This is a genomic window from Streptomyces sp. NPDC029122 (genome assembly GCF_055569445.1).
In genome coordinates this window covers 116,573-137,222 of record NZ_JBVHWK010000007.1, presented here as the reverse complement: position 1 = coordinate 137,222, position 20,650 = coordinate 116,573, and the positions used below count along the sequence as shown (strand labels likewise).

Below are 20,650 nucleotides of genomic sequence, written 5' to 3'. Positions count from 1 at the left end.
GCCCGCCCGGGCCCGGCGGCGTCCGGGCCGGGCCCGAGGGGGCGCCCTCCCCCGGCGGCAGCCGGAGGGGCGGAACGACGGAGGCGGCCGGGGGGCGGGCCTGCGGGGCGGCTCGCGGAGCCCGGCCTCGCGGGCGCCCGGCCTCGCGGGGCCCGGGCGGGTGCCGGGCCCCGCGGGCGGGTGGGGCCGGGGCCGGGGTTACGCCCCGAGGCCGGTGCGGCGCCGCCGCAGCAGGGCTACCGCCCCGGCCGCTCCCAGCGCCAGCGCCCCGGCGCCCACCGCCACCGGCGCGCCGGCGGGCCCGGCACCGGCGCCCCCGCCCGCGTCGGCGAAGCCCCCGGCCCTGCCCTCCTTCGCGTACGCGGACGCCGGCAGCTTGTCCCCGTACAGCTTCGTCACCCGGGCCCGGTACCCGGCCAGCGTCGTCCCCCGGTCGCCCACGGCCTGCGCGGCGTCCTCGTCCAGCGGCAGCACCCGGTCCTCCCGTGCCACGTACCAGGCGTCGGTCTGCGGCTCGCGGAACACCGTCCCGCCGGGCAGTCTCTCCGCGCCCAGCCGGGCGTAGCGGAACTCGTCGTCGCCGGTGGCGATGTTCACCACCTGCCAGCCGGCCCCGGTCCTCGCGGTCCACAGGGCCGCCTTCTGCCCGTCCGAGGAGACGGCCGCGCTCGCCAGGAACTCCAGGCGGGCGACCGGCGCCTCGGCCTTCCCGGCGACGAAGTCGGGCGACAGGTAGCTCACCGGGGTCACCTCACCCTCGATCCGGGGCTGGGCCTCGGCCTCCGGGATCCTCCCCTCGCGGGCGAAGAACCGGGAGAGCGTCGCCAAGGTGGCGGGCGCGGCGGCGGCCTCGCGGGCGGCCGCCCTGCTCTCGGCGGTGACGCTCTGGGGCTGCGGTACGGGGGCGGCGGAAGCCTGCCCGCCCGTGGCCCACAGGACGGCGGCGGCCGCGAGGACGGCGGCGGAGGCGCGCAGGGTCATGGCGGTCACGCCCCGATCCGGTAGAGGGAGTGGGTCCAGGAGAAGGTGCTGTTGTCCACGTACCAGGCGTGGGAGGCCCAGTTGTAGCGGTCGCTGGAGGGCCAGGGGTCGCCCCAGTAGACCCAGCTGCCGGCGGTGTCGTAGCCGTAGACGACGTGCATGTGGCCCCCGCCGTTGGACCACTGGATGCGGGTCTCGACCGGCCGGTTGGCGTTGATCTCGGTCTGTACGGTCGAGTACTGGAGCCAGCCGTTCACATAGCTGCCGGCGTTGATGCCGGCCCAGCGCAGGGCGGTCTGGACGTTGCCCAGCGTGGCCTGGTTGTTGGGGCACTCGGTGCCCTGCTGACGGTTGAAGGCTGCGTTGCAGAACTGGTTCTGGCTGTAGGTGCGGCCGAACCAGGTGGCGATGGTGTTGCCGCCCGCGGCCCAGCACCAGTTGCTCTTCTGCTGCGCCTGCATGGTGATGTCGAGCCGCTTGTACGCCAGGGCCGTGCTCGCGGTGTCCGCGCCCGTGCCGGCGGCGGTGGCGGTACCGGCGCCGATGCCGACGGGCAGCAGGACGAGGAGCAGGGCGGAGATCATGGCGGCCAGGGACAGCCGCCCGCTTCTGTTGCGCATCGCGTTCCTCCCGAGGTGGGGACTCGAGGTGTGGGGGGGGGAGCGCGTCCGGACGCTGTGGAGGAGCATCAGGGTGTTGTCGCGATCAGGTCAACACGCTTCAATACGCGGTGACATTGCAGTGTGAACGGTGTGGCTGCGGTGTGAACGGTTGCCGCCGTTCCACCAGGTCCCCGGCACCACCGGCCCGGCCCCCCACCCGGCGCGCGTGAACGTTCACAGAGGAGTCGCCATGCGGCCCACCGGCGACCGGTCAGACACGGCAGCCCCGGCGGAGCTGGGCGCGCTGCTCGGCACAGGCCCCTTCCACCTCGCGCTGCGCGCCGCCCTCGCCGCCCGCGGCCTGCCCCTGCACCGCGTGCGGCACCATCTCGCGGCACGCGGCGTCAAGGTCGGGGTGACCAGCCTCAGTTACTGGCAGCAGGGTGCCCGGAGGCCGCGCCGTCCCGAGTCCCTGCGGGCGGTCTCCGCCCTGGAGGAGATCCTTGAGCTGCCCGCGGGCGCCCTGCTGCGCCTGCTGGCCGACCCCGTCCCCGCCTCCGGCGCCCGCCCGGCCACCCGCTCGTACCGGGCGCTGGTGAGCGTGGGCGCGGCGGTGGAACAGCTGCTGGCCGGGCTGGAGCTCCCGGCGGACGGCGGCCTGCACTCGCTCGGCCACCACGAGCGGGTCCGCATCGGGCCGGGCGGCGAGCTGCGCACCCGGGAGTCGCAGCAGATCGTCCGGGCCCACCGCGACGGCGTCGACCGCTACCTCGCCGTCCACCACGGCGATCCGGGCTGCGACGCGACGCGGGTGGAGGTGACGGCGTACGAGAACTGCCGCACGGGCCGGGTGCGCTGCCACCGGGAGGCCGGGGTGGTGGTGGCGGAGCTGCTGTTCGACGCGCGGCTGCGGCGCGGGGACACGTACGTCTTCGGCTACGGCATCGAGGACGGCACCGGCGGGCGCAGTACGGAGTACGTACGGGGCTTCAGCTACGCGGGCGGGCAGTACATGCTCCAGGTCTCCTTCGACGAGGCGGCCCTGCCGGTGCGCTGCCGCCGCTTCTCCCGCGCGGGCCCCCGGTCCCCGCGCACCGCCCTCGGCGACCTCACCCCGAGCGGCCGCCACCGGGCGGTGCACCTGGTGGAAGAGGGCGTCCGGTGCGGGATCCTGGGGATCGCCTGGGACTGGGAGTAGGCCGCGCGGCCGGTCCGCACCCCCGCCGGGGCGTCGCCCGGCGGGCGGGGGCGGCCGGCGGGCGGCCGGCGGCGGGCGGGCCCGGCGGGCGGCCCCGGCGGGCGGCCGCTATCCCGCGATCAGCCTGCCGTTCTCCGCCTTGACCGGGACGGCCGGCAGCGGGTCGGTGGCGGGGCCGCGCAGGACCTTGCCGGTGGTGACGTCGAAACGGCTGCCGTGGCAGGGGCAGTTGCCCTCACCCTCGACGATCTTGTCCAGGACGCAGCCGGCGTGGGTGCACTGGGCGCTGAACGCCTTGTACTGGCCCTCCGCCTGGCAGCTGACGACGACCTTGCGCTCGCGGAACAGCTTCGCGCCGCCGACCGGCACGTCGGCCACCCCGCCCAGCTCGACCGGCTCCTTCGGGACGGCCGGGCTGCCGGCACCGCTGTTGGTCTCGGTGGAGCACGCGGTGAGCGCCGTCCCCGCGCCCACGGCCCCGGCCAGCGCGGCGGCTCCCTTGAGCACGGTACGGCGGGCGGCGGACTGCGACGCGGACATGCGGTTCTCCTGCACGAGTGACGGGCCCCGGGGCGGGCTCCACCCGACGATACCGGCGTCCGATGGGATACCTTCCCCCGCGTGATCGTCGTCGGTGGAGAAGCCCTGATCGACCTCGTGCCCGTCGAACGGCCGCGGGGCGCGCTGCTGCCCCGGCCCGGTGGCGGGCCCTACAACACCGCCCTGGCGCTGGGCCGGCTGGGCGCCGAGGTCGCCTTCTGCTCCCGGGTGTCCTCGGACGGCTTCGGCGAGAGCCTGCTTGCCGGGCTGCGGGCCGCCGGGGTGGACCTGTCGCTGGTGCAGCGCGGGCCCGAGCCGACCACGCTGGCCGTGCCCTCGCTCGGGCCGGACGGCTCGGCCGTGTACGGCTTCTACGTCGAGGGGACCGCCGACCGGCTCTTCGCGCTGCCGCCCGAGCTGCCCCCGGGGGCGCGGGCCCTCGCGCTCGGCACCTGCTCACTGGTGCTGGAGCCGGGCGCGTCCGCGTACGAGGCGCTGCTGCGGCGGGAGTCCCGGCGCGGGCTGCTGACCCTGCTGGACCCCAACGTCCGCCCGGCGCTGATCGCGGACCCGGCCGCGTACCGGGAACGGTTCCTGGGCTGGCTGCCGTACGTGTCCGTGCTCAAGCTGTCGGAAGAGGACGCGGCCTGGCTGGGCGGCCGGGCCGGGGACTGGCTGGCGGCCGGCCCGTCGGCGGTGGTGCTGACCCGGGGCGCGGCGGGCCTGACGGTGTGGACCTCGGACGGCGCGGAGCACAGCGCGGCGGCCCGCCCGGTCGCCGTGGCCGACACGATCGGCGCGGGCGACACCGTCAACGCGGCGCTGCTGCACCGGCTCGCCGGGATCCCGGACCCGGGCGCGGCGGACTGGCCGGACGTGCTGGCCTACGCGGCCCGCGCCGCCGCGCTGACCTGCACCCGGGCGGGCGCCGAGCCCCCGTACGCGGCGGAGCTGGAACTCGGCCGCTGACCGGGGCCTGCGCGCCCCGCCGCGCGGGAAGGGCGGCCGCACCTCCCCGGCGACCGGGGCGGTACCGCCGCCGCTCCCGCCGGCGGCCCACAGGTCCCGGCGACGGCCGGGACCAGGGGCTACGCCTTGCGGGTGCGGGCCGCCGTCTTCTTGGCCGGGGCCGCCTTCTTCGCGGCGGGCGCCGCCTTCTTCGCGGCGGGCGCCGCCTTCTTCGCCCGCCTGGCCGGAGCCGCGGGCGCACCCGCGTCGGAGATCCGCTCCGATCCGAGGATGTCCCGCAGGAACTTGCCCGTGTGGCTCGCGCCGACCGACGCGACCTGCTCGGGCGTGCCCTCGGCCACCACCAGGCCGCCGCCGTACCCGCCCTCGGGGCCCATGTCGACGACCCAGTCGGCGGTCTTGATGACGTCGAGGTTGTGCTCGATGACGATCACCGAGTTCCCCTTGTCCACCAGCCCGGACAGCACCTTGATCAGCTTCGAGATATCCTCGAAGTGCAGACCCGTCGTCGGCTCGTCCAGTACGTAGACCGTCCGGCCCGTCGACCGCTTCTGCAGCTCCGAGGCCAGCTTGACGCGCTGCGCCTCACCGCCCGACAGGGTCGGCGCGGACTGGCCGAGGCGGACGTAGCCCAGCCCCACCTCGTTCAGCGTGCGCAGGTGCCGCGCGATCGTCGGTACGGCCTCGAAGAAGTCCAGCGCCTCCTCGATCGGCATGTTCAGGACTTCGGCGATGGACTTGCCCTTGTAGTGGACCTCCAACGTCTCCCGGTTGTACCGGTCGCCGTGGCACACCTCGCACGGGACGTACACGTCCGGCAGGAAGTTCATCTCGATCTTGATGGTGCCGTCACCGGAGCAGTTCTCGCACCGGCCGCCCTTGACGTTGAAGGAGAAGCGGCCCGGCAGGTAACCGCGCACCTTCGCCTCCATGGTCTCCGCGAAGAGCCTGCGCACGTGGTCGAAGACGCCCGTGTACGTCGCCGGGTTGGACCGCGGGGTGCGGCCGATCGGCGACTGGTCGACATGGACGACCTTGTCCACCAGGTCGTCACCCTCGACCCGCGTGTGGCGGCCCGGTACCGACCGGGCGCCGTTCAGCTCGCGCGCCAGGTGCGTGTACAGGATGTCGTTGACCAGTGTCGACTTGCCGGAGCCGGAGACACCGGTGACCGCGGTGAGCACGCCCAGCGGGAAGGACACGTCGATGTCCCGCAGGTTGTTCTCCTTGGCGCCGTGCACGGTGAGCCTTCGGTCGCCGTTCACGGGGCGGCGTACGTCGGGCACGGGGATCGACTTCTTGCCGGACAGGTACTGGCCGGTCATCGAATCGCCGTTCTCCAGCAGCTCCTTCAGCGAGCCGCTGTGCACCACCTTGCCGCCGTGCTCGCCGGCGCCGGGGCCGATGTCCACGACCCAGTCGGCCACCTTGATGGTGTCCTCGTCGTGCTCGACGACGATGAGGGTGTTGCCCATGTCCCGCAGCCGTACCAGCGTCTCGATCAGCCGGTGGTTGTCCCGCTGGTGCAGGCCGATGGACGGCTCGTCCAGCACGTACAGCACGCCGACCAGGCCGGAGCCGATCTGCGTGGCGAGCCGGATGCGCTGGGCCTCGCCGCCCGACAGGGTGCCGGCGGCACGGTTGAGGGAGAGGTAGTCCAGGCCCACGTCCACGAGGAAGCGCAGCCGCTCGTTGACCTCCTTGAGGACCCGCTCGGCGATCTTCTTGTCGCGGGCGTCCAGCTTCAGCCGCCCCAGGAAGTCGGCGCACTCGCTGATCGACATCGCCGCGACCTCGGCGATGGACCGCTCCATCACCGTCACCGCGAGCACGATCGGCTTGAGGCGGGTGCCCTCGCAGGTCGGGCAGGGCACCTCTCGCATGTAGCCCTCGAAGCGCTCGCGGCTGGCGTCGCTCTCGGACTCGGCGTGCCGGCGCTTGACGAAGGGCACGGCGCCCTCGAAAGCCGTCGTGTACGCCCGCTCGCGCCCGTACCGGTTGCGGTAGCGGACCTCGATCTGGGTCTTGTGGCCGTACAGCAGCGCCTTCCGGGCGCGCTGCGGCAGCCCGGCCCACGGGATGTCGGTCCGGAAACCCAGCTCCCCGGCGAGCGCGCCGATCAGCCGCTGGAAGTAGTCCTTGGTGTGGCCGAGCGCCCACGGCGAGACGGCGCCCTCGTCCAGGGACTTGTCCTCGTCCGGGACGATCAGCTCGGGGTCGACCTCCATGCGCGTGCCGATGCCGGTGCACTCGGGGCAGGCGCCGAAGGGCGAGTTGAAGGAGAAGGAGCGCGGCTCCAGCTCCTCGAAGGACAGGTCGTCGTACGGGCAGTAGAGGTGCTCGGAGTACATCCGCTCGCGCTCGGGGTCGTCCTCGGCGAGGTCGACGAAGTCCAGGATCACCATGCCGCCGGAGAGGCCCAGCGCGGTCTCGACGGAGTCGGTGAGCCGGCGCTTGGCGCTGTCCTTGACGGTGAGGCGGTCGACGACCACCTCGATGGTGTGCTTCTCCTGCTTCTTCAGCGTGGGCGGCTCGGAGAGCTGGACGGTCTGCCCGTCCACCCGCGCCCGGCTGTAGCCCTTGGTCTGGAGGTCCGCGAAGAGGTCGACGAACTCGCCCTTGCGCTCGCGGACCAGCGGGGACAGCACCTGGAAGCGGCTGCCCTCGGGGAGGGCGAGGACCTTGTCGACGATCGCCTGCGGCGACTGCCGGGAGATCGGGCGGCGGCACTCGGGGCAGTGCGGCTTGCCGATGCGGGCGAAGAGCAGGCGGAGGTAGTCGTAGACCTCGGTGATGGTGCCGACGGTGGAGCGGGGGTTGCGCGAGGTCGACTTCTGGTCGATCGAGACGGCCGGGGAGAGGCCCTCGATGAAGTCGACGTCGGGCTTGTCCATCTGCCCCAGGAACTGCCGGGCGTAGGAGGAGAGCGACTCCACGTAGCGGCGCTGGCCCTCGGCGAAGATCGTGTCGAAGGCCAGGGAGGACTTGCCCGAGCCGGAGAGCCCGGTGAAGACGATGAGCGAGTCGCGGGGCAGGTCGAGCGAGACGTTCTTCAGGTTGTGCTCGCGAGCGCCACGAACGATGAGACGGTCGGTCACGCCGGTCGCACCTTTCTTGAGTGAGCGGGGGCACGGGCCCCGACTGTCCAGGGTATGGGGGGCGCCTCTGCGATGGGATGGAGTCTGACTCCCGAGCGTATAGCACGCACATTCGATTTACGGCACTCGCAAGCCCGCTTCACCCGATCGTGTGGCCGGGGCCCCGCGGCCACTAGGCTCGGACCCATGACTGATCATGTGCACGACCTGGCATCTGTACGTGAAGCCACGGAACGGCTGCTGAACGCGGTCGCGAAACTGGACAACGCCTCCCTCTCCGAGGAGTCACACCTCCCGGGATGGACCCGCGGCCACATCCTGGCCCACCTGGCGCGCAACGCCGACGCCCTCGTGAACGTCTTCGAGGGCCGCCCCATGTACGAGAGCGCCGCCGCCCGCGACGCGGACATCGAGCGCGACGCAGGCCGGCCCCTGGAAGAACACCTGACGGACCTCCGTGATTCCGGGGCCCGCTTCCTCGCCACCACGGAAACCGACCAGGACTGGCAGCGCACCGTCGAGCTGCGCAACGGCGTCACCGACCTCGCCGCCAACGTGCCCTTCCGCCGGCTCGTCGAGATCGAGCTCCACCACGTCGACCTGAACATCGGCTACGAGCTCCGCGACCTCCTGGAAGAGTTCACCGACCGGGAGATCGCCTTCCTCGCCGACCGCTGGTCCGGCCGCCCCGACGTCCCGCCGGTCACCCTCACCCTCCCCGGCGGCGAGCCCGTCGCCCGCACGGGCGGCACCGAGGGCACCCCGGTGACCCTCAGCGGCCCGAAGGACGAGCTGCTCGGCTGGCTGGCCGGCCGCGGCCTCAAGGGCGCCCGCCTCACCGTCGAGGCCGGCGACCGCCTGCCCGAGCTCCCCGCGCTCTAGGATTCCGACATGACGTACAGCGGAGCGGTCAAGGTCGGCGGTCCCGCCGACGTGCACGAACTCGCCGACCTGATGATTTCCAAGGTCGCGGTCGGTTCGATGAACAACAACGCGTACCTGCTGCGCTGCCGGGCCACCGGCGAGCAGCTGCTGATCGACGCGGCAGCCGAGGCGGACACGCTGCTGCAGCTGATCGGCGACGACGGCATCGCGTCCGTCGTCACCACGCACCGGCACGGCGACCACTGGGGCGCCCTCCAGGCGGTCGTCGACGCCACGGGCGCGCGGACCTACGCGGGCGCCCACGACGCGGAGGGCATCCCCGTCGCCACGGACGTCCTGGTCGAGGACGGGGACACCATCACCGTCGGGCGGGTCTCCCTGACCGCGCGCCACCTGGCCGGGCACACCCCCGGCTCGATCGCGCTGATCTACGACGACCCGCACGGGCACCCGCACGTGTTCACCGGCGACTGCCTCTTCCCGGGCGGCGTGGGCAACACGTGGGGCGACGCGGAGAACTTCACCCGCCTCATCGACGACGTCCAGCACAAGCTCTTCGAGCGGCTGCCGGACGAGACCTGGGTCTACCCGGGCCACGGGAACGACACCACGCTCGGCACCGAGCGCCCGCACCTCGCGGAGTGGCGCGAGCGCGGCTGGTGACCCCGCGAGCGCGTCCGTGCCCGCGGACGCGCTCGCCGGCCGGGTCAATACCGCGGCGCAGGGCACTCCTTCCGGTCGACCTTGACCGAACGCCTGTCCTGGAGGCGGGGACTGAGGTAGTTGCTGCACCATGCAACGAGACCCCGCCCCGCCCTCCTCCCCCTCGATGCTGCGGCTGGCCATCGCCTCCCTGGTCGGCACCGCCATCGAGTTCTACGACTTCTTCGTCTACGGCACGGCCGCCGCCCTGGTGCTCGGCCCGCTCTTCTTCCCCTCCTTCTCCCCGCTCGCCGGAACCCTCGCCGCCTTCGGCACGTTCGGAGTCGGCTTCCTCGCCCGCCCGCTCGGCTCCGTCCTCTTCGGACACATCGGCGACCGCTACGGCCGCCGCCCCGTGCTGCTCGGCTCGCTGCTCCTGACCGGCCTCGCCACAGTGGCCGTCGGCTGCGTGCCCTCCTTCGACGCCATCGGCATCGCCGCACCCGTCCTGCTGCTCCTGCTGCGCTTCCTCCAGGGGCTGGGCCTCGGCGGTGAATGGGGCGGGGCGGTCCTGCTGACCGCCGAGCACGCTCCGGAGCGGCGCCGCGGACTGTGGTCGAGCTTCCCGCAGATGGGCCCGGCCGCCGGCTTCCTGCTGGCCAACGGCCTGACCCTGGCGCTGTCCTGGACCCTGAGCGAGGCCCAGTTCACCGCGTGGGGCTGGCGGGTGCCGTTCTGGGCCGCCGGGCTGCTGGCGCTGGCCGGGCTGTGGCTGCGCCGGTCGGTCGAGGAGACCCCGGCGTTCCGCGCGCTCGCCGCGTCCGGCCGGCAGGCCGACGCTCCGCTCGCCGAGGTGGTGCGCGGCCACTGGCGGCTGCTGCTGCTGACCGGCGGGGCGATGGCGGTCGGGTACGCCGTCTTCTACTCGGTCACCACCTGGTCCCTCGCGTACGCCACCGGCCGCGCCGGCGTGGACCGTACGGTGATGCTGGCCATCGTGATGGCGGCGGTCCTGCTCAAGGGGCTGGCCACCCCGGTGCTGGCGGTGCTCGGCGACCGCTGGGGACGCCGGCCGCTGTGCCTGGCCGGCAGCGCGGCGTGCGCGGTGTGGATGTTCCCCTTCGTCGCCCTGCTGGACACGGCGGACCCGCTGCTGATGACGGTGGGCTGCGTCGGCGCGCTGCTGGCGATGGTGACGATGTTCGCCGTGGTCGGCGCCTACCTGCCCGAGCTGTACGCCCCGCGCCTGCGCTGCACTGGCGCGGCCGTCGGCTACAACCTGGGGGGCGTGCTGGGCGGTGCGCTGACCCCGCTCGTGGCCACGGCCCTGTCGGACGGCCCCGGCCCGCCGTGGGGCGTCGCGGTGTACCTGACGGTGGTCTCGCTGGTCAGCCTCGGCTGCTTCGCCCTGCTCCCGGAGACCCGGCCGGCCCCGTCCCGGGCGGCGAGGAACGAACCGGCCGTGGTGTGAGGCGCCGGCCTCCGGACCCGTGCGGCGGCAGATCACCGGTATGCCGGACCGGTGTGGTCCGGATGGTGTATCCATATGCACGGAGCGCGCCTCATGCCGGGCCTAACTCCCGCGGCCCGTGCAGGAATTCACCTGAAGGGCCAGGTCTCGCATGTGCTCCGCCGGCGCCCGGCGGAGTGCCGAGATGGCGGGTGCAGCGCATGGAGAGGCGGTCGGTGTTCGGCTCATACCGCCAGCAGGCGGCAGCGGACCGCTGACGGCTACCGGCCAGGCGTGCGTGCGGCCATCAGCCCACTCCCCGGCGCCCTGACCGGGTGCGCCGGCGGACGAGCCGGACCGTACCGGCCCGACGTGGCGAACGCATCGCTCCGAGGACCACTCATGACGCCCTCACCCGACGACCACTCCGCTCCGGCCGCCCAGGGCGGCGGCGGGCACTTACCGGCGGCGGGCTTCTTCGCCGCGCAGTACGTACCGCACCAGCCGGTACTCCCGCCCCCTTCCTGGCAGGCTCCGGGGTATTTCGCCGCGGACTTCCATTCCGAGCTGAGGGCCGTGCGGGACTCCCTCGCCACCTTGTCCTCGAAGCTCGACGGGATCCGGGATTCCGCCGACCGGATCACGGACCACGAATCCCGTCTGCGGGCGCTGGAGAGCCGTCGCTGGCCGATCCAGGTCGTCACGGTCGTCATCGCCGGGCTGGCCGCCGCCGCAGCCGTCGCGGCGCTCTTCCTGAAGAAGTAACCCTGCCCGGCCGCCGTGCGGGCGTCTCCGTACGGCGGCCGGGCACCGCCGTTCCGAGCCAGCCCCGCAGAGTGGAGAACCAGCATGTCCACGCCGCCTCCCGGCCCCTTCCCCCAGCCGGCCACCCGTGAGTGGCAGGAGAAATGGGTGGATGCCGTCCTGGCCACCAAGGGCGTCACCGCGCCCCGTGCCGCCCTGGAGACCATCGCGCCGTTCGTCGTCCGCCCGAAGGACTCGTTGACGAATCCCGAGGACGAACCCGACGGCGTCCGGCGGCTGCGGCCCGACCGGTACCGGTGGGTGCGCACCGACGCCGGCCAGATGATGCTGGCCACCGTGAACATGCACGGCGTCGGGGGCGTCGTCTGGGAGCACAACGAGCGCATCAGCTCGGAGTGGCATTCCGTCGCGAACCCCGCCCAGCCCCACGGCTCCCCCACCCCCTCCCGTGTCAGGCCGTGGACGCGCCTGACGGAGGACGGCTCCGAGCGGACGTTCACCGCGCTGGAGAGCACCGCGGCCACCCGTGACGCGCTGGTCGCGCGGGTGGACCAGGCCGCGAACTCGCTGGAGAACCACGACGGGATGCGCACGTACGACCTGCTGGAGGACCTGGCGCTCAACGGCCAGGTCGAGCCCTGCATGTACGTCGCCCAGCACTTCGGCCTGGCCGAGGAGCCGCCGGAGCAGCCGGACGGCCGGTCGCGCTACCCGTCGTCGTACTGGGGCTGGATGGCCGTGCGCGGCAACAACCGGACGAAGTACCGCCAGCAGCTCTTCGACGTCTCCTCCTCCGAGGTGCTCACCGGTGTCCCGTTCAAGAAGCTGGGGCAGGACGACAACCGCATCTCGGTCAATCCGAGCTACTGGCTGGCCGCCCTGTCCGAACTGCTCAACCAGGAATACGCGGCCGCCGAGCTGGCCGGGAACACGGACAGCCGGGCGCACCGCGCCAAGGCGATCGCCTCGGTGGAGTCCCAGCTGGTGATCGGCTCCTCCGCGCCGGAGCGGCTGTTCCGCATCGTGCAGGGCAGCAACCGCCGCGACCACGTCCACCCGCCGCTCGAGTTCGGGCCCAACGACCGCGGGCGGGCCCTGGGGCGCGGTGTGCTCGGCGCCTACTGCGCCCATGGGCTGCTCGACGACCGGACGGCCGATGTGCTCGCCGGTCTCGCGCCGGTGACCGAGCTCCCGGGCGTGCCCGCCGACGCGACGACGGCGGAGCTGCGCGACATCCGGTCGATGCGGCTGCTGACGGAGCTCTTCCCGGTGCCGTCCGAGGCCGCCAAGCGCGCCCAGATCCGGTCCGCCCTGGGCGAGCCCGCGGCGTCCCAGCTCGTCAGCAAGGACATCAACCGGCGGGTCAGGGCGTGGTCCGCGCTGACGTCCGAGTCCTTCGCCGGCCCGTGGAACCCGCGTGTCGCGGAGGTCCTCACGCGGGCGCACGGCCACAAGGGGATCACCCTTTCCGGGCGTCGGCTGCCGGAGCTGCTGGCCTCGGCCGACACCGACCGGGAGGCGTTCGAGGAGCTCCTGCTCTTCCGCACCCCCCACTGGCTGGCCTCCTTCGACATCATCGACGCCGACCGCGGTTCCATCGTCGGCCAGCGGGAGGACGACGAGGGCAGGGAGGCCCAGAAGGTCCGCCGTACCGTGTCGAACGTCCTGGAGGCGATGCGCAAGAACCCGGTGGTGGCCGTCGGGCTGCTGCGGGAGATCTTCGACGCGATGAACGAGGGGGACCGCAGGCCCGGCCAGGTCGACGCGACCGGGGCCCCGACGAGCGGCACCGCCACTCGGGCCTGGTTCAACCGGACCTTCACGAAGGAGTCCGGCACCCGCGCGTACACCCGGCGGGGCCCGGCCGGCGGTATCGGGCCCGACCAGCCGGCGGGCGGGGCGGACGCGGCGGCCGGATCGGCGGCCGGCGATCCGGCGGGCTCCGCCGACGCGCCGGAGGAGACGCCGACGCAGACGCTGCACCGGCTGGTCCAGGAGCTGGAGCGGCAGGTCACCGCGGCCGCCGAGATGGTGGGCGACCTGAACGAGAACGTGAAGGACGTGCGGGAGGCGGCCACGGCGGCGGGCCTGGACCACGCGATGGAGGCGACGGCGGCGAACGAGCTCTCCCTGCGGGTGACGGGGATACTCCGCAGGCTCCGGGAGGTTCCGGAGACGATCGCCGACCTCGGGCCGCTGTAGCGGGGACGTACGGAAAGGGCCCGGGAGCGTGCTCCCGGGCCCTTTCCGTACGGTCGGCCGGTCAGGCGTCGACGCTCTTGGCCTCCGCGGCGGAGGCCTCGGCCGCCGCCTGCTTCTTCGAGGCGATCAGGCTGGTGATGGTGGTGATCACGAGGACACCGCAGATGACGCCCAGGGAGAGCGGGATGGAGATCTGCGGGACGTGCACCCCGGACTCGTGCAGGGCGTGCAGCACCAGCTTCACGCCGATGAAGCCGAGGATCACGGACAGGCCGTAGCTGAGGTGGACCAGCTTCTTGAGCAGGCCGCCGATCAGGAAGTACAGCTGGCGCAGACCCATGAGGGCGAAGGCGTTGGCGGTGAAGACGATGTACGGGTCCTGGGTGAGGCCGAAGATGGCGGGGATCGAGTCCAGGGCGAAGAGCACGTCCGTGGTGCCGATGGCGAGCATGACGACCATCAGGGGGGTCAGGACGCGCTTGCCGTTGTTCTGGATGAAGAGCTTGGTGCCGTGGTAGCGGTCGGCGACGCCGAACTTCTTCTCGATCGACTTGAGGAGGCGGTTCTCCTCGAACTCTTCCTCGTCCTCGTCCTTGCGGGCCTCCTGGATCAGCTTCCAGGCGGTGTAGATCAGGAAGGCGCCGAAGAGGTAGAAGACCCACGAGAAGGTGGTGATGATCGCGGCGCCGGCCGCGATGAAGATCGCGCGGAGCACGAGGGCGATCAGTACGCCCACCAGCAGGACGCGCTGCTGGAGGTGGGAGGGTACGGAGAACTTCGCCATGATCAGGACGAAGACGAAGAGGTTGTCCACGCTCAGGGACTTCTCGGTGATGAAACCGGCGAAGAACTCCTGGGAGGCCTGGCCGTTGCCGAAGAACAGCAGGCCGAGGCCGAAGAGGGCGGCGAGCACGATCCAGACGACGGTCCAGATGCCCGCTTCCTTGATCGAAACGTCGTGCGGTTTGCGGCCGATGAGGAAATCGGCGCCGATGAGGATGCACAGACCGGCAACGGTCAGCACCCACAGGGTCAACGAAACGTCCACAGTATTCACGCCTCCGGCGGATGGCTCAGCACATGGTCAGCGTCATCGCTGCCGGAGGTCTCTTCCACCCGGCGGCCACAGGCCGCGGGCCGGCGCCCCGGGACCGACCGCGCCAGATGAGCACAGTGGTCCGTATTGACGGGCACGCCGCGCAGGAAATAGCAGGAATACTCCCCTCCGCGGGTCCCAGAGTACCCGCGGAGGAGACAAAAGGTAAAGGGCTCACCAAGAAGGGGTCACCGGCCGGTCATGGACCGCCCATGGCCCGCTCATGGGCGGGCCTCCCTCCGCGCCTGACGCACCCGCTCCAGGGCCCGGTCGAGGACCGTACTGCCCTCGGGGGGCAGGTCCGGCTCGAAGGTCCAGGCGTGCTGGACCCAGGGGTCGGCGAGGTGGCTGTCCGGCACCGGCGACAGCCGCATCAGCGAGCGCCACAGCGGATCCAGCAGCGGCCCGTACGCGGAGGCCTCGTCGCGGTCCGCGACCATCAGCAGGTACACCCCGACCGCCGGGCCCTCGTCGGCCAGGTAGCGCAACTGGGTGACCGCCCGGTCGTCGAAGCCGTGCGGGAAGTCGTGCACCACCAGCAGCTGCTCGGCCCGGTCCACGTCGGCGGGCAGCTCCTCGGGGGCGCCGGCCCGCAGCGCCATCTGTACGAGGTCCACGCGCCGCGTCAGCCGCGCCAGGGTCCGCGCGACCCCCTCGGCGCCGGCGGCGGGCGGCGCAGCGAGCACTCCGGCGCGCACCAGCGGGGCCAGGGAGGCGGCACCCGCCCCGGCGGCGTCGATGACGTGGACGGAGATCCGGTCGGCGGGGTGGACCGCGAGCAGCCGTACGGCGTGCGCGACGGCCATGTCCATGGCGGCGCGGCGCAGCCGGTCGGTGTCCATGGCCATGGCGGTCTCGGAGCCGGTGCGGCCGTTGTCGATCCACAGCCCGCGCTCCAGCGGGAGCCGCATCAGCATCGGGATCCGCAGGCCCGGCATCTCGGGCAGGCTCAGGTTGCCCAGGCGCAGCGCCAGCGGGGCCTCCTCGGGCACGCCCCCGCCGTGCCAGACGGGGCTGTCCCAGCGGGCGTACGCGGCCGGCAGCGCGGGCTCGACCACCTCGGACTCGGCGACCAGCTGGGCCAGGTCCCGGTCGAGGGCGGCCCTGGCCTGCGCGACCAGATCGTCCCGGCGGGCCCGGGCGGTGTCGCGCGCGGAGTCACCCGCGCCGCCGATGCGGTGGCGCGGGTCGGACAGGGCCTCGTCCAGTTCGCGGTCCAGCCGCGCGTCGGCGAAGTCGACGGCGCCGCGGTAGGCGGCGACGGTGCGGGCCAGGTCCTCGAACATGCCCCAGACCTGGTTGTAGAGCCGCTCGTCCATGGACCAGCCGCCCGCGTCCCCGGCGACCGGGGCCGGGGGTCGGCCGGGTTCGGCGGCGGGCGCGGGCCGGGGGGCCGGCTCGGGAGCTTCGGTGCTGGTGCGCCGACGGCGCGGGTGCGCGTAGTCGATGGTGGGCGGGCCGGCCGCGGTGTCCCCGGGGGTGGCCGGCGCGGGGCCGGGGGTGCCGGCGTGGGGGACTCCGGAGACCGGGACGGGCTCCGGCGACTCGGGGGCGGGCGCGGGCCGCCGGCCGGCGCGCGGCGCGCCCTGGGCCTGCGGGGGCGGGGCGGCGGGCGTGCGGTCTCCCCCGCCGGGCCCGCCGGCCTCCGCGAGGGCGGCACCGGCCGGCCCGGCGGCCTCCCGGAGGGCGGCACCGGCCAGCTCGGCGGCCTCCGGCGCGGCCAGGCCGCCGTCGGTGAGCAGGGCGCCCAGCCCTTCGGCGTACCCCTGGCCGACGGCCCGGACCTTCCATGCGCCCTGGCGCCGGTAGAGCTCCAGGGCCACCACGGCCGTCTCGGCGTCCAGCCCGGTCAGGGTAAAACCGGCGAACTCGGGCCCGCCGGGAGTGGCCACCGCCGTGTGCGCGGCCGGTGCGGAGCCGAAGCCCAGCGGCCCGCCGGGCGGCAGGACGAGGAGCAGGCCGATCCGGTGGACCTCCGCGGCGACGGCGTCGAGGTCGACGGTCAGCGTGTGCCGGTCGGCGACCTCCCCCGGCAGCCGTATCCAGGACGGGGCCGGGGCGCCCGGACGGGCCAGCGCCCCGGGGCCCGCGAGGCGGCCCTGCTCGTCGGCCAGGGCCGCCAGGGCGAGCACGGGTGTGCCCGCCGAGACCCTGACCTCGATCCTGTCGTGGGGCACGGGGTGGTTCTGCCCCCGGACCAGTTCGGCCGTCATCGTGCAGCCCCTCCCCCGTGCCTTCTTCTCTTGTTGGTGCGGTCTTACAGGTGCGGCAGGATCGCCGGCATCAGGTCCTGGAAGGTCCGGCCGTTGGCCGGGTTTCCGAGGGCCGTCATCTGCCAGCCGGCACCGGCCCGGGACACCTTCGCCATGATCTGCGCGGTGTACTGGCCGCCGCCGTCGAGGGTGTAGCGGGCCAGTTCCTGGCCGTTGGTCTCGTCGACGATGCGGCAGAAGGCGTTCTGGACCTCCTGGAAGGTCTGGCCGGTGAACGAGTTCACCGTGAAGACGATCGTGTCGATGTGGACCGGGACCCGCTGGAGGTCGACGAGGATGGCCTCGTCGTCCCCGCCCTGGCCCACGCCGCCGACCAGGTTGTCGCCGGTGTGGCGGACCGAGCCGTCGTCGCTCTGCAGGTGCCGGAAGAACACCACGTCCACCGGCTGCTTGTCGGCGAAGAGCACTGCCGACGCGTCCAGGTCGATCTCCCGCGTCCGCGACCCGAACAGGCCGCGGCGCTTGGCCGCCTGCCAGCCGAGGCCCATCCGGACCGCGGTCAGCGTGCCGCCGTCCGCCTTCTGCAGACTGATGGCCTGACCCTTGGTCATGTTGACCGTCACGCGCGTTCCCCTCTCCATAGCCCGCCCCTAAAGGCCCGCAGCGTGCACCTGCGGCGTTTCCACACCCTACTGACCGCCCACGGGTCAGGCGAGGCCCGCTTCCCTCATCTGGCGAAGCTCCTTCTTGAGCTCGCCCACCTCGTCCCGGATCCGGGCGGCCACCTCGAACTGGAGCTCGGCCGCCGCCGCCCGCATCCGCTCGGTCATCTGCTCGATGAGCGCGGCCAGTTCGGCGGCGGGCCGGTCGGTGGGCGTCGCGGCCGCCGCGCCCTTCGCCGCCTTGCCGGCCTTGCCCTTGGCCGCCGCCGCGCCGCCGAGCGCGGGGACCGGTGCCTTGGCGGCCTTGCCGTCCTTGGTCTGGCGGTAGCCGGTGCCGAGGAGCTGCTCGGTGTCCAGCTCCTCGCGGGCGATGGTGGCGACGATGTCGTTGATCTTCTTGCGCAGCGGCTGCGGGTCGATCCCGTGCGCCGTGTTGTACGCGATCTGCTTCTCGCGGCGCCGGTTGGTCTCGTCGATGGCCTTCTCCATCGCCGGGGTCATCTTGTCCGCGTACATGTGGACCTGGCCGGAGACGTTGCGGGCGGCGCGGCCGATGGTCTGGATGAGGGAGGTCCCCGAGCGCAGGAAGCCCTCCTTGTCGGCGTCGAGGATCGCCACGAGCGACACCTCGGGCAGGTCGAGGCCCTCGCGGAGCAGGTTGATGCCGACCAGGACGTCGTACTCGCCGGCCCGCAGCTCGCGCAGCAGCTCGATGCGGCGCAGGGTGTCGACGTCGCTGTGCAGGTACCGGACCTGGATGCCCAGCTCCAGGAAGTAGTCGGTGAGGTCCTCGGCCATCTTCTTGGTGAGGGTGGTGACCAGGACCCGCTCGTCCTTCTCCACCCGGGCGCGGATCTCGTGCACCAGGTCGTCGATCTGGCCCTCGGTGGGCTTGACGACGACCTCGGGGTCGACGAGGCCGGTGGGGCGGATGATCTGCTCGACGAAGCCGTCGGAGCGGGAGAGCTCGTACTTTCCGGGGGTGGCCGACAGGTAGACGGTCTGGCCGACCCGCTCCAGGAATTCCTCCCACTTCAGCGGCCGGTTGTCGAGCGCGGACGGCAGCCGGAAGCCGTGGTCGACCAGGGTCCGCTTGCGCGAGGCGTCGCCCTCGTACATCGCCCCGATCTGCGGCACCGTGACGTGCGACTCGTCGATGACGAGGAGGAAGTCCTCGGGGAAGTAGTCGATGAGGGTGTTGGGGGCCGAGCCGCGCTCGCGGTCGTCCATGTGCAGGGAGTAGTTCTCGATCCCGGAGCAGGAGCCGATCTGGCGCATCATCTCCAGGTCGTAGGTGGTGCGCATGCGCAGCCGCTGCGCCTCCAGCATCTTGCCCTGCTTCTCCAGCTCCGCGAGCCGCTCGGCGAGCTCGGCCTCGATGCCGGTGATCGCCTTCTCCATGCGCTCGGGGCCGGCGACGTAGTGGCTGGCGGGGAAGACGTAGAGCTCGCGGTCCTCGCTGATGACCTCGCCGGTCAGCGGGTGCAGGGTGGAGAGCGCCTCGATCTCGTCGCCGAACATCTCGATCCGGACGGCCAGTTCCTCGTAGACCGGGAAGATCTCGATGGTGTCGCCGCGCACCCGGAAGGTGCCGCGGGTGAAGGCGAGGTCGTTGCGGGTGTACTGGATGTCGACGAAGCGGCGCAGCAGCTGGTCCCGGTCGATCTCCTCGCCCACCTTGAGGGAGACCATCCGGTCCACGTACTCCTGCGGGGTGCCGAGGCCGTAGATGCAGGACACGGAGGCGACGACGATCACGTCGCGCCGGGTCAGCAGCGAGTTCGTCGCGGAGTGGCGCAGCCGCTCGACCTCCTCGTTGATCGAGGAGTCCTTCTCGATGTAGGTGTCCGACTGCGGTACGTAGGCCTCGGGCTGGTAGTAGTCGTAGTACGAGACGAAGTACTCGACGGCGTTGTTCGGCAGGAGCTCGCGGAACTCGTTCGCCAGCTGGGCGGCCAGCGTCTTGTTCGGCGCCATCACCAGCGTGGGGCGCTGGAGCCTCTCGATCATCCAGGCCGTGGTCGCGGACTTGCCCGTGCCCGTCGCGCCGAGCAGTACGACGTCCTTCTCACCTGCGCGGATGCGCTTCTCCAGCTCGGCGATGGCCGCCGGCTGGTCACCGCTGGGCTGGTACGGGCTGACGACCTCAAAGGGTGCCACCGTGCGTTCGATCTTCGATACGGGCCGCATGAGTCCACCGTACGACCCCGCACTGACACGCACGCCCTCCCGACGGGTCCGGGGAGCCCTCGACAGGTCCGGCGGGCGGAGTGGATCTCCTCCTTTCCGGTCTGTTTGTCGTAGTTCGGTGGCGTCCCGGTGATCTTCGAGCCCATGATCGCGGTGAACGCTCCGCCGTGAAGTGCATCGCCGCAACGTCTGCCGCTCCGCGCCCGTCTGACGCAGGAACAGGGCTCACGACCCGAGGAGAAAGCACATGTACGTCCGACCCGCCACCGCGGCCGCCGCCGCGATCCTGGGCTTCACCCTCGCGGTGCTGGGCGGGACGGCCTCCCCGGCCGCCGCCGGCCCCGGCTCCCCCGATGCCGCGAGCGGGGTCCTGGGCCCCGTCGTGTACGCCCACCGGGGGGCTTCCGCCTACGCCCCGGAGAACACCCTCGAAGCGATCGACCTGGCGAGGCGGCTGGGCTTCGACTGGGTCGAGAACGACGTCCAGCGGACCAAGGACGGCGAGCTGGTGGTGGTCCACGACGACACCCTCGCCCGCACCACCGACGTCGAGCAGGTCTTCCCCGACCGCAGGCCGTGGCGGGTCAGGGACTTCACGGCGGAGGAGATCGGGCGGCTGGACGCGGGGAGCTGGTTCGCACCCCGCTTCGCGGGCGCCCGGGTCCCGACCCTGCGCGCGTACCTGGAGCGGGTCGAGGAGAACCGGCAGAAGCTGCTGCTGGAGATCAAGAAGCCGGAGCTCTACCCGGGGATCGAGGAGGAGACGCTGGAGCTCCTGGACGAGGCCGGCTGGCTGGACGAGGACCACGTCCCGGACCGCCTGGTGGTACAGAGCTTCAGCGCCGATTCCGTACGCACCGTGCACGAACTGCACCCCGGCCTGGTGACGGCCTTCCTGGGCACCCCGCCCGTGGCCGAGCTGCCGCGCTACGCGCGGTTCACGGACCGGATCAACCCCTGGCACACCACGATCTCCGCGGACTGGGTGAGGGCGGTGCACGGCCTGCTGGGAGCCCACGGCAGGCCCATGGAGGTGGACACCTGGATCGTGGACGACGCGGCCACGGCCCGCAAGGTACGGGACATGGGCGTGGACGGGATCATCACCAACGCGCCCGACGTGGTGCGCAACGCCGCGCTCGGCTTCTGAGGGCCCG

General features: G+C 72.7%; 16 protein-coding genes. 8 read left to right on the top strand and 8 right to left on the bottom strand.

The genetic code is table 11. The annotated features are described in order from the left end of the window. Window positions 1–198: 198 nt before the first annotated feature. Window positions 199–981 carry a hypothetical protein gene (locus tag ACZ4WZ_RS11595; RefSeq protein ID WP_467888604.1) on the bottom strand — a complete coding sequence of 261 codons (783 nt, stop codon included), beginning with the start codon at window positions 979–981 and terminating at the stop codon, window positions 199–201. A gap of 5 nt (window positions 982–986) precedes the next feature. Then, complete coding sequence (locus ACZ4WZ_RS11590) at window positions 987–1,601, bottom strand: papain-like cysteine protease family protein (protein ID WP_467888352.1); 615 nt, start codon at window positions 1,599–1,601, stop codon at window positions 987–989. 232 nt (window positions 1,602–1,833) lie between these two features. Here ACZ4WZ_RS11590 and ACZ4WZ_RS11585 point away from each other — a divergent pair, with 232 nt between their 5' ends. Continuing rightward, a complete protein-coding gene (locus ACZ4WZ_RS11585) occupies window positions 1,834–2,781 on the top strand; it encodes a hypothetical protein (protein WP_467888349.1) in 948 nt (315 codons plus the stop codon). A gap of 108 nt (window positions 2,782–2,889) precedes the next feature. Here the strand turns inward: ACZ4WZ_RS11585 and ACZ4WZ_RS11580 are convergent, their stop codons facing one another. Next, complete coding sequence (locus tag ACZ4WZ_RS11580; RefSeq protein WP_467888347.1) at window positions 2,890–3,321, bottom strand: Rieske (2Fe-2S) protein; 432 nt, start codon at window positions 3,319–3,321, stop codon at window positions 2,890–2,892. Between the two features lie 81 nt (window positions 3,322–3,402). On the opposite strand from ACZ4WZ_RS11580, the gene ACZ4WZ_RS11575 reads away from it, so the two are divergent. Then, complete coding sequence (locus ACZ4WZ_RS11575) at window positions 3,403–4,290, top strand: carbohydrate kinase family protein (RefSeq protein ID WP_467888344.1); 888 nt, start codon at window positions 3,403–3,405, stop codon at window positions 4,288–4,290. 119 nt (window positions 4,291–4,409) lie between these two features. On the opposite strand, the gene uvrA is transcribed toward ACZ4WZ_RS11575, so the two are convergent. Beyond that, window positions 4,410–7,388, bottom strand: a complete 2,979-nt coding sequence (gene uvrA, locus ACZ4WZ_RS11570) for an excinuclease ABC subunit UvrA (protein ID WP_467888341.1) — start codon at window positions 7,386–7,388, stop codon at window positions 4,410–4,412. A 186-nt stretch (window positions 7,389–7,574) separates the two neighbouring features. Between uvrA and ACZ4WZ_RS11565 the strand changes: the two genes are divergently transcribed. The 5 genes from ACZ4WZ_RS11565 (at window position 7,575) to ACZ4WZ_RS11545 (ending at window position 13,332) form a co-directional block, all read left to right on the top strand. Next, the gene (locus ACZ4WZ_RS11565) at window positions 7,575–8,270 is read left to right on the top strand and encodes a maleylpyruvate isomerase family mycothiol-dependent enzyme (protein WP_467888338.1); all 696 of its coding nucleotides are present in this window, start codon (window positions 7,575–7,577) and stop codon (window positions 8,268–8,270) included. A 9-nt stretch (window positions 8,271–8,279) separates the two neighbouring features. After that, window positions 8,280–8,936, top strand: coding sequence for an MBL fold metallo-hydrolase (locus tag ACZ4WZ_RS11560; protein WP_467888335.1), 657 nt, complete (start codon window positions 8,280–8,282; stop codon window positions 8,934–8,936). 130 nt (window positions 8,937–9,066) lie between these two features. Next, window positions 9,067–10,386: an MFS transporter gene (locus tag ACZ4WZ_RS11555; RefSeq protein WP_467888332.1), complete on the top strand. Its 1,320-nt coding sequence runs from the start codon at window positions 9,067–9,069 to the stop codon at window positions 10,384–10,386. 381 nt (window positions 10,387–10,767) lie between these two features. Next, window positions 10,768–11,130 carry a hypothetical protein gene (locus ACZ4WZ_RS11550; RefSeq protein ID WP_467888329.1) on the top strand — a complete coding sequence of 121 codons (363 nt, stop codon included), beginning with the start codon at window positions 10,768–10,770 and terminating at the stop codon, window positions 11,128–11,130. A gap of 84 nt (window positions 11,131–11,214) precedes the next feature. Beyond that, window positions 11,215–13,332, top strand: coding sequence for a hypothetical protein (locus ACZ4WZ_RS11545; protein WP_467888326.1), 2,118 nt, complete (start codon window positions 11,215–11,217; stop codon window positions 13,330–13,332). A 61-nt stretch (window positions 13,333–13,393) separates the two neighbouring features. Here the strand turns inward: ACZ4WZ_RS11545 and ACZ4WZ_RS11540 are convergent, their stop codons facing one another. From ACZ4WZ_RS11540 to uvrB, 4 genes are all read right to left on the bottom strand, one after another. After that, on the bottom strand, window positions 13,394–14,380 hold the full coding sequence (locus ACZ4WZ_RS11540; RefSeq protein ID WP_467888323.1) for a TerC/Alx family metal homeostasis membrane protein: 987 nt from the start codon (window positions 14,378–14,380) through the stop codon (window positions 13,394–13,396). A gap of 269 nt (window positions 14,381–14,649) precedes the next feature. Next, on the bottom strand, window positions 14,650–16,641 hold the full coding sequence (locus tag ACZ4WZ_RS11535; RefSeq protein WP_467888320.1) for a TerD family protein: 1,992 nt from the start codon (window positions 16,639–16,641) through the stop codon (window positions 14,650–14,652). Window positions 16,642–16,685: 44 nt separating this feature from the next. Further along, on the bottom strand, window positions 16,686–17,264 hold the full coding sequence (locus ACZ4WZ_RS11530; protein WP_467888317.1) for a TerD family protein: 579 nt from the start codon (window positions 17,262–17,264) through the stop codon (window positions 16,686–16,688). Between the two features lie 84 nt (window positions 17,265–17,348). Beyond that, the gene (gene uvrB, locus ACZ4WZ_RS11525; protein ID WP_467888314.1) at window positions 17,349–19,493 is read right to left on the bottom strand and encodes an excinuclease ABC subunit UvrB; all 2,145 of its coding nucleotides are present in this window, start codon (window positions 19,491–19,493) and stop codon (window positions 17,349–17,351) included. 247 nt (window positions 19,494–19,740) lie between these two features. Between uvrB and ACZ4WZ_RS11520 the strand changes: the two genes are divergently transcribed. Then, the gene (locus tag ACZ4WZ_RS11520; protein ID WP_467888312.1) at window positions 19,741–20,643 is read left to right on the top strand and encodes a glycerophosphodiester phosphodiesterase; all 903 of its coding nucleotides are present in this window, start codon (window positions 19,741–19,743) and stop codon (window positions 20,641–20,643) included. Window positions 20,644–20,650: the final 7 nt, after the last annotated feature.

Bases quoted from the DNA above. Each gene is read 5' to 3' on its own strand.
- ACZ4WZ_RS11590 (WP_467888352.1), bottom strand. From the start codon at position 1,601: ATGCGCAACAGAAGCGGGCGGCTGTCCCTGGCCGCCATGATCTCCGCC.
- ACZ4WZ_RS11535 (WP_467888320.1), bottom strand. From the start codon at position 16,641: ATGACGGCCGAACTGGTCCGGGGGCAGAACCACCCCGTGCCCCACGAC.
- uvrB (WP_467888314.1), bottom strand. From the start codon at position 19,493: ATGCGGCCCGTATCGAAGATCGAACGCACGGTGGCACCCTTTGAGGTC.
- ACZ4WZ_RS11580 (WP_467888347.1), bottom strand. From the start codon at position 3,321: ATGTCCGCGTCGCAGTCCGCCGCCCGCCGTACCGTGCTCAAGGGAGCC.
- ACZ4WZ_RS11520 (WP_467888312.1), top strand. From the start codon at position 19,741: ATGTACGTCCGACCCGCCACCGCGGCCGCCGCCGCGATCCTGGGCTTC.
- ACZ4WZ_RS11565 (WP_467888338.1), top strand. From the start codon at position 7,575: ATGACTGATCATGTGCACGACCTGGCATCTGTACGTGAAGCCACGGAA.
- ACZ4WZ_RS11560 (WP_467888335.1), top strand. From the start codon at position 8,280: ATGACGTACAGCGGAGCGGTCAAGGTCGGCGGTCCCGCCGACGTGCAC.
- ACZ4WZ_RS11545 (WP_467888326.1), top strand. From the start codon at position 11,215: ATGTCCACGCCGCCTCCCGGCCCCTTCCCCCAGCCGGCCACCCGTGAG.
- ACZ4WZ_RS11595 (WP_467888604.1), bottom strand. From the start codon at position 981: ATGACCCTGCGCGCCTCCGCCGCCGTCCTCGCGGCCGCCGCCGTCCTG.
- ACZ4WZ_RS11555 (WP_467888332.1), top strand. From the start codon at position 9,067: ATGCAACGAGACCCCGCCCCGCCCTCCTCCCCCTCGATGCTGCGGCTG.
- ACZ4WZ_RS11550 (WP_467888329.1), top strand. From the start codon at position 10,768: ATGACGCCCTCACCCGACGACCACTCCGCTCCGGCCGCCCAGGGCGGC.
- ACZ4WZ_RS11585 (WP_467888349.1), top strand. From the start codon at position 1,834: ATGCGGCCCACCGGCGACCGGTCAGACACGGCAGCCCCGGCGGAGCTG.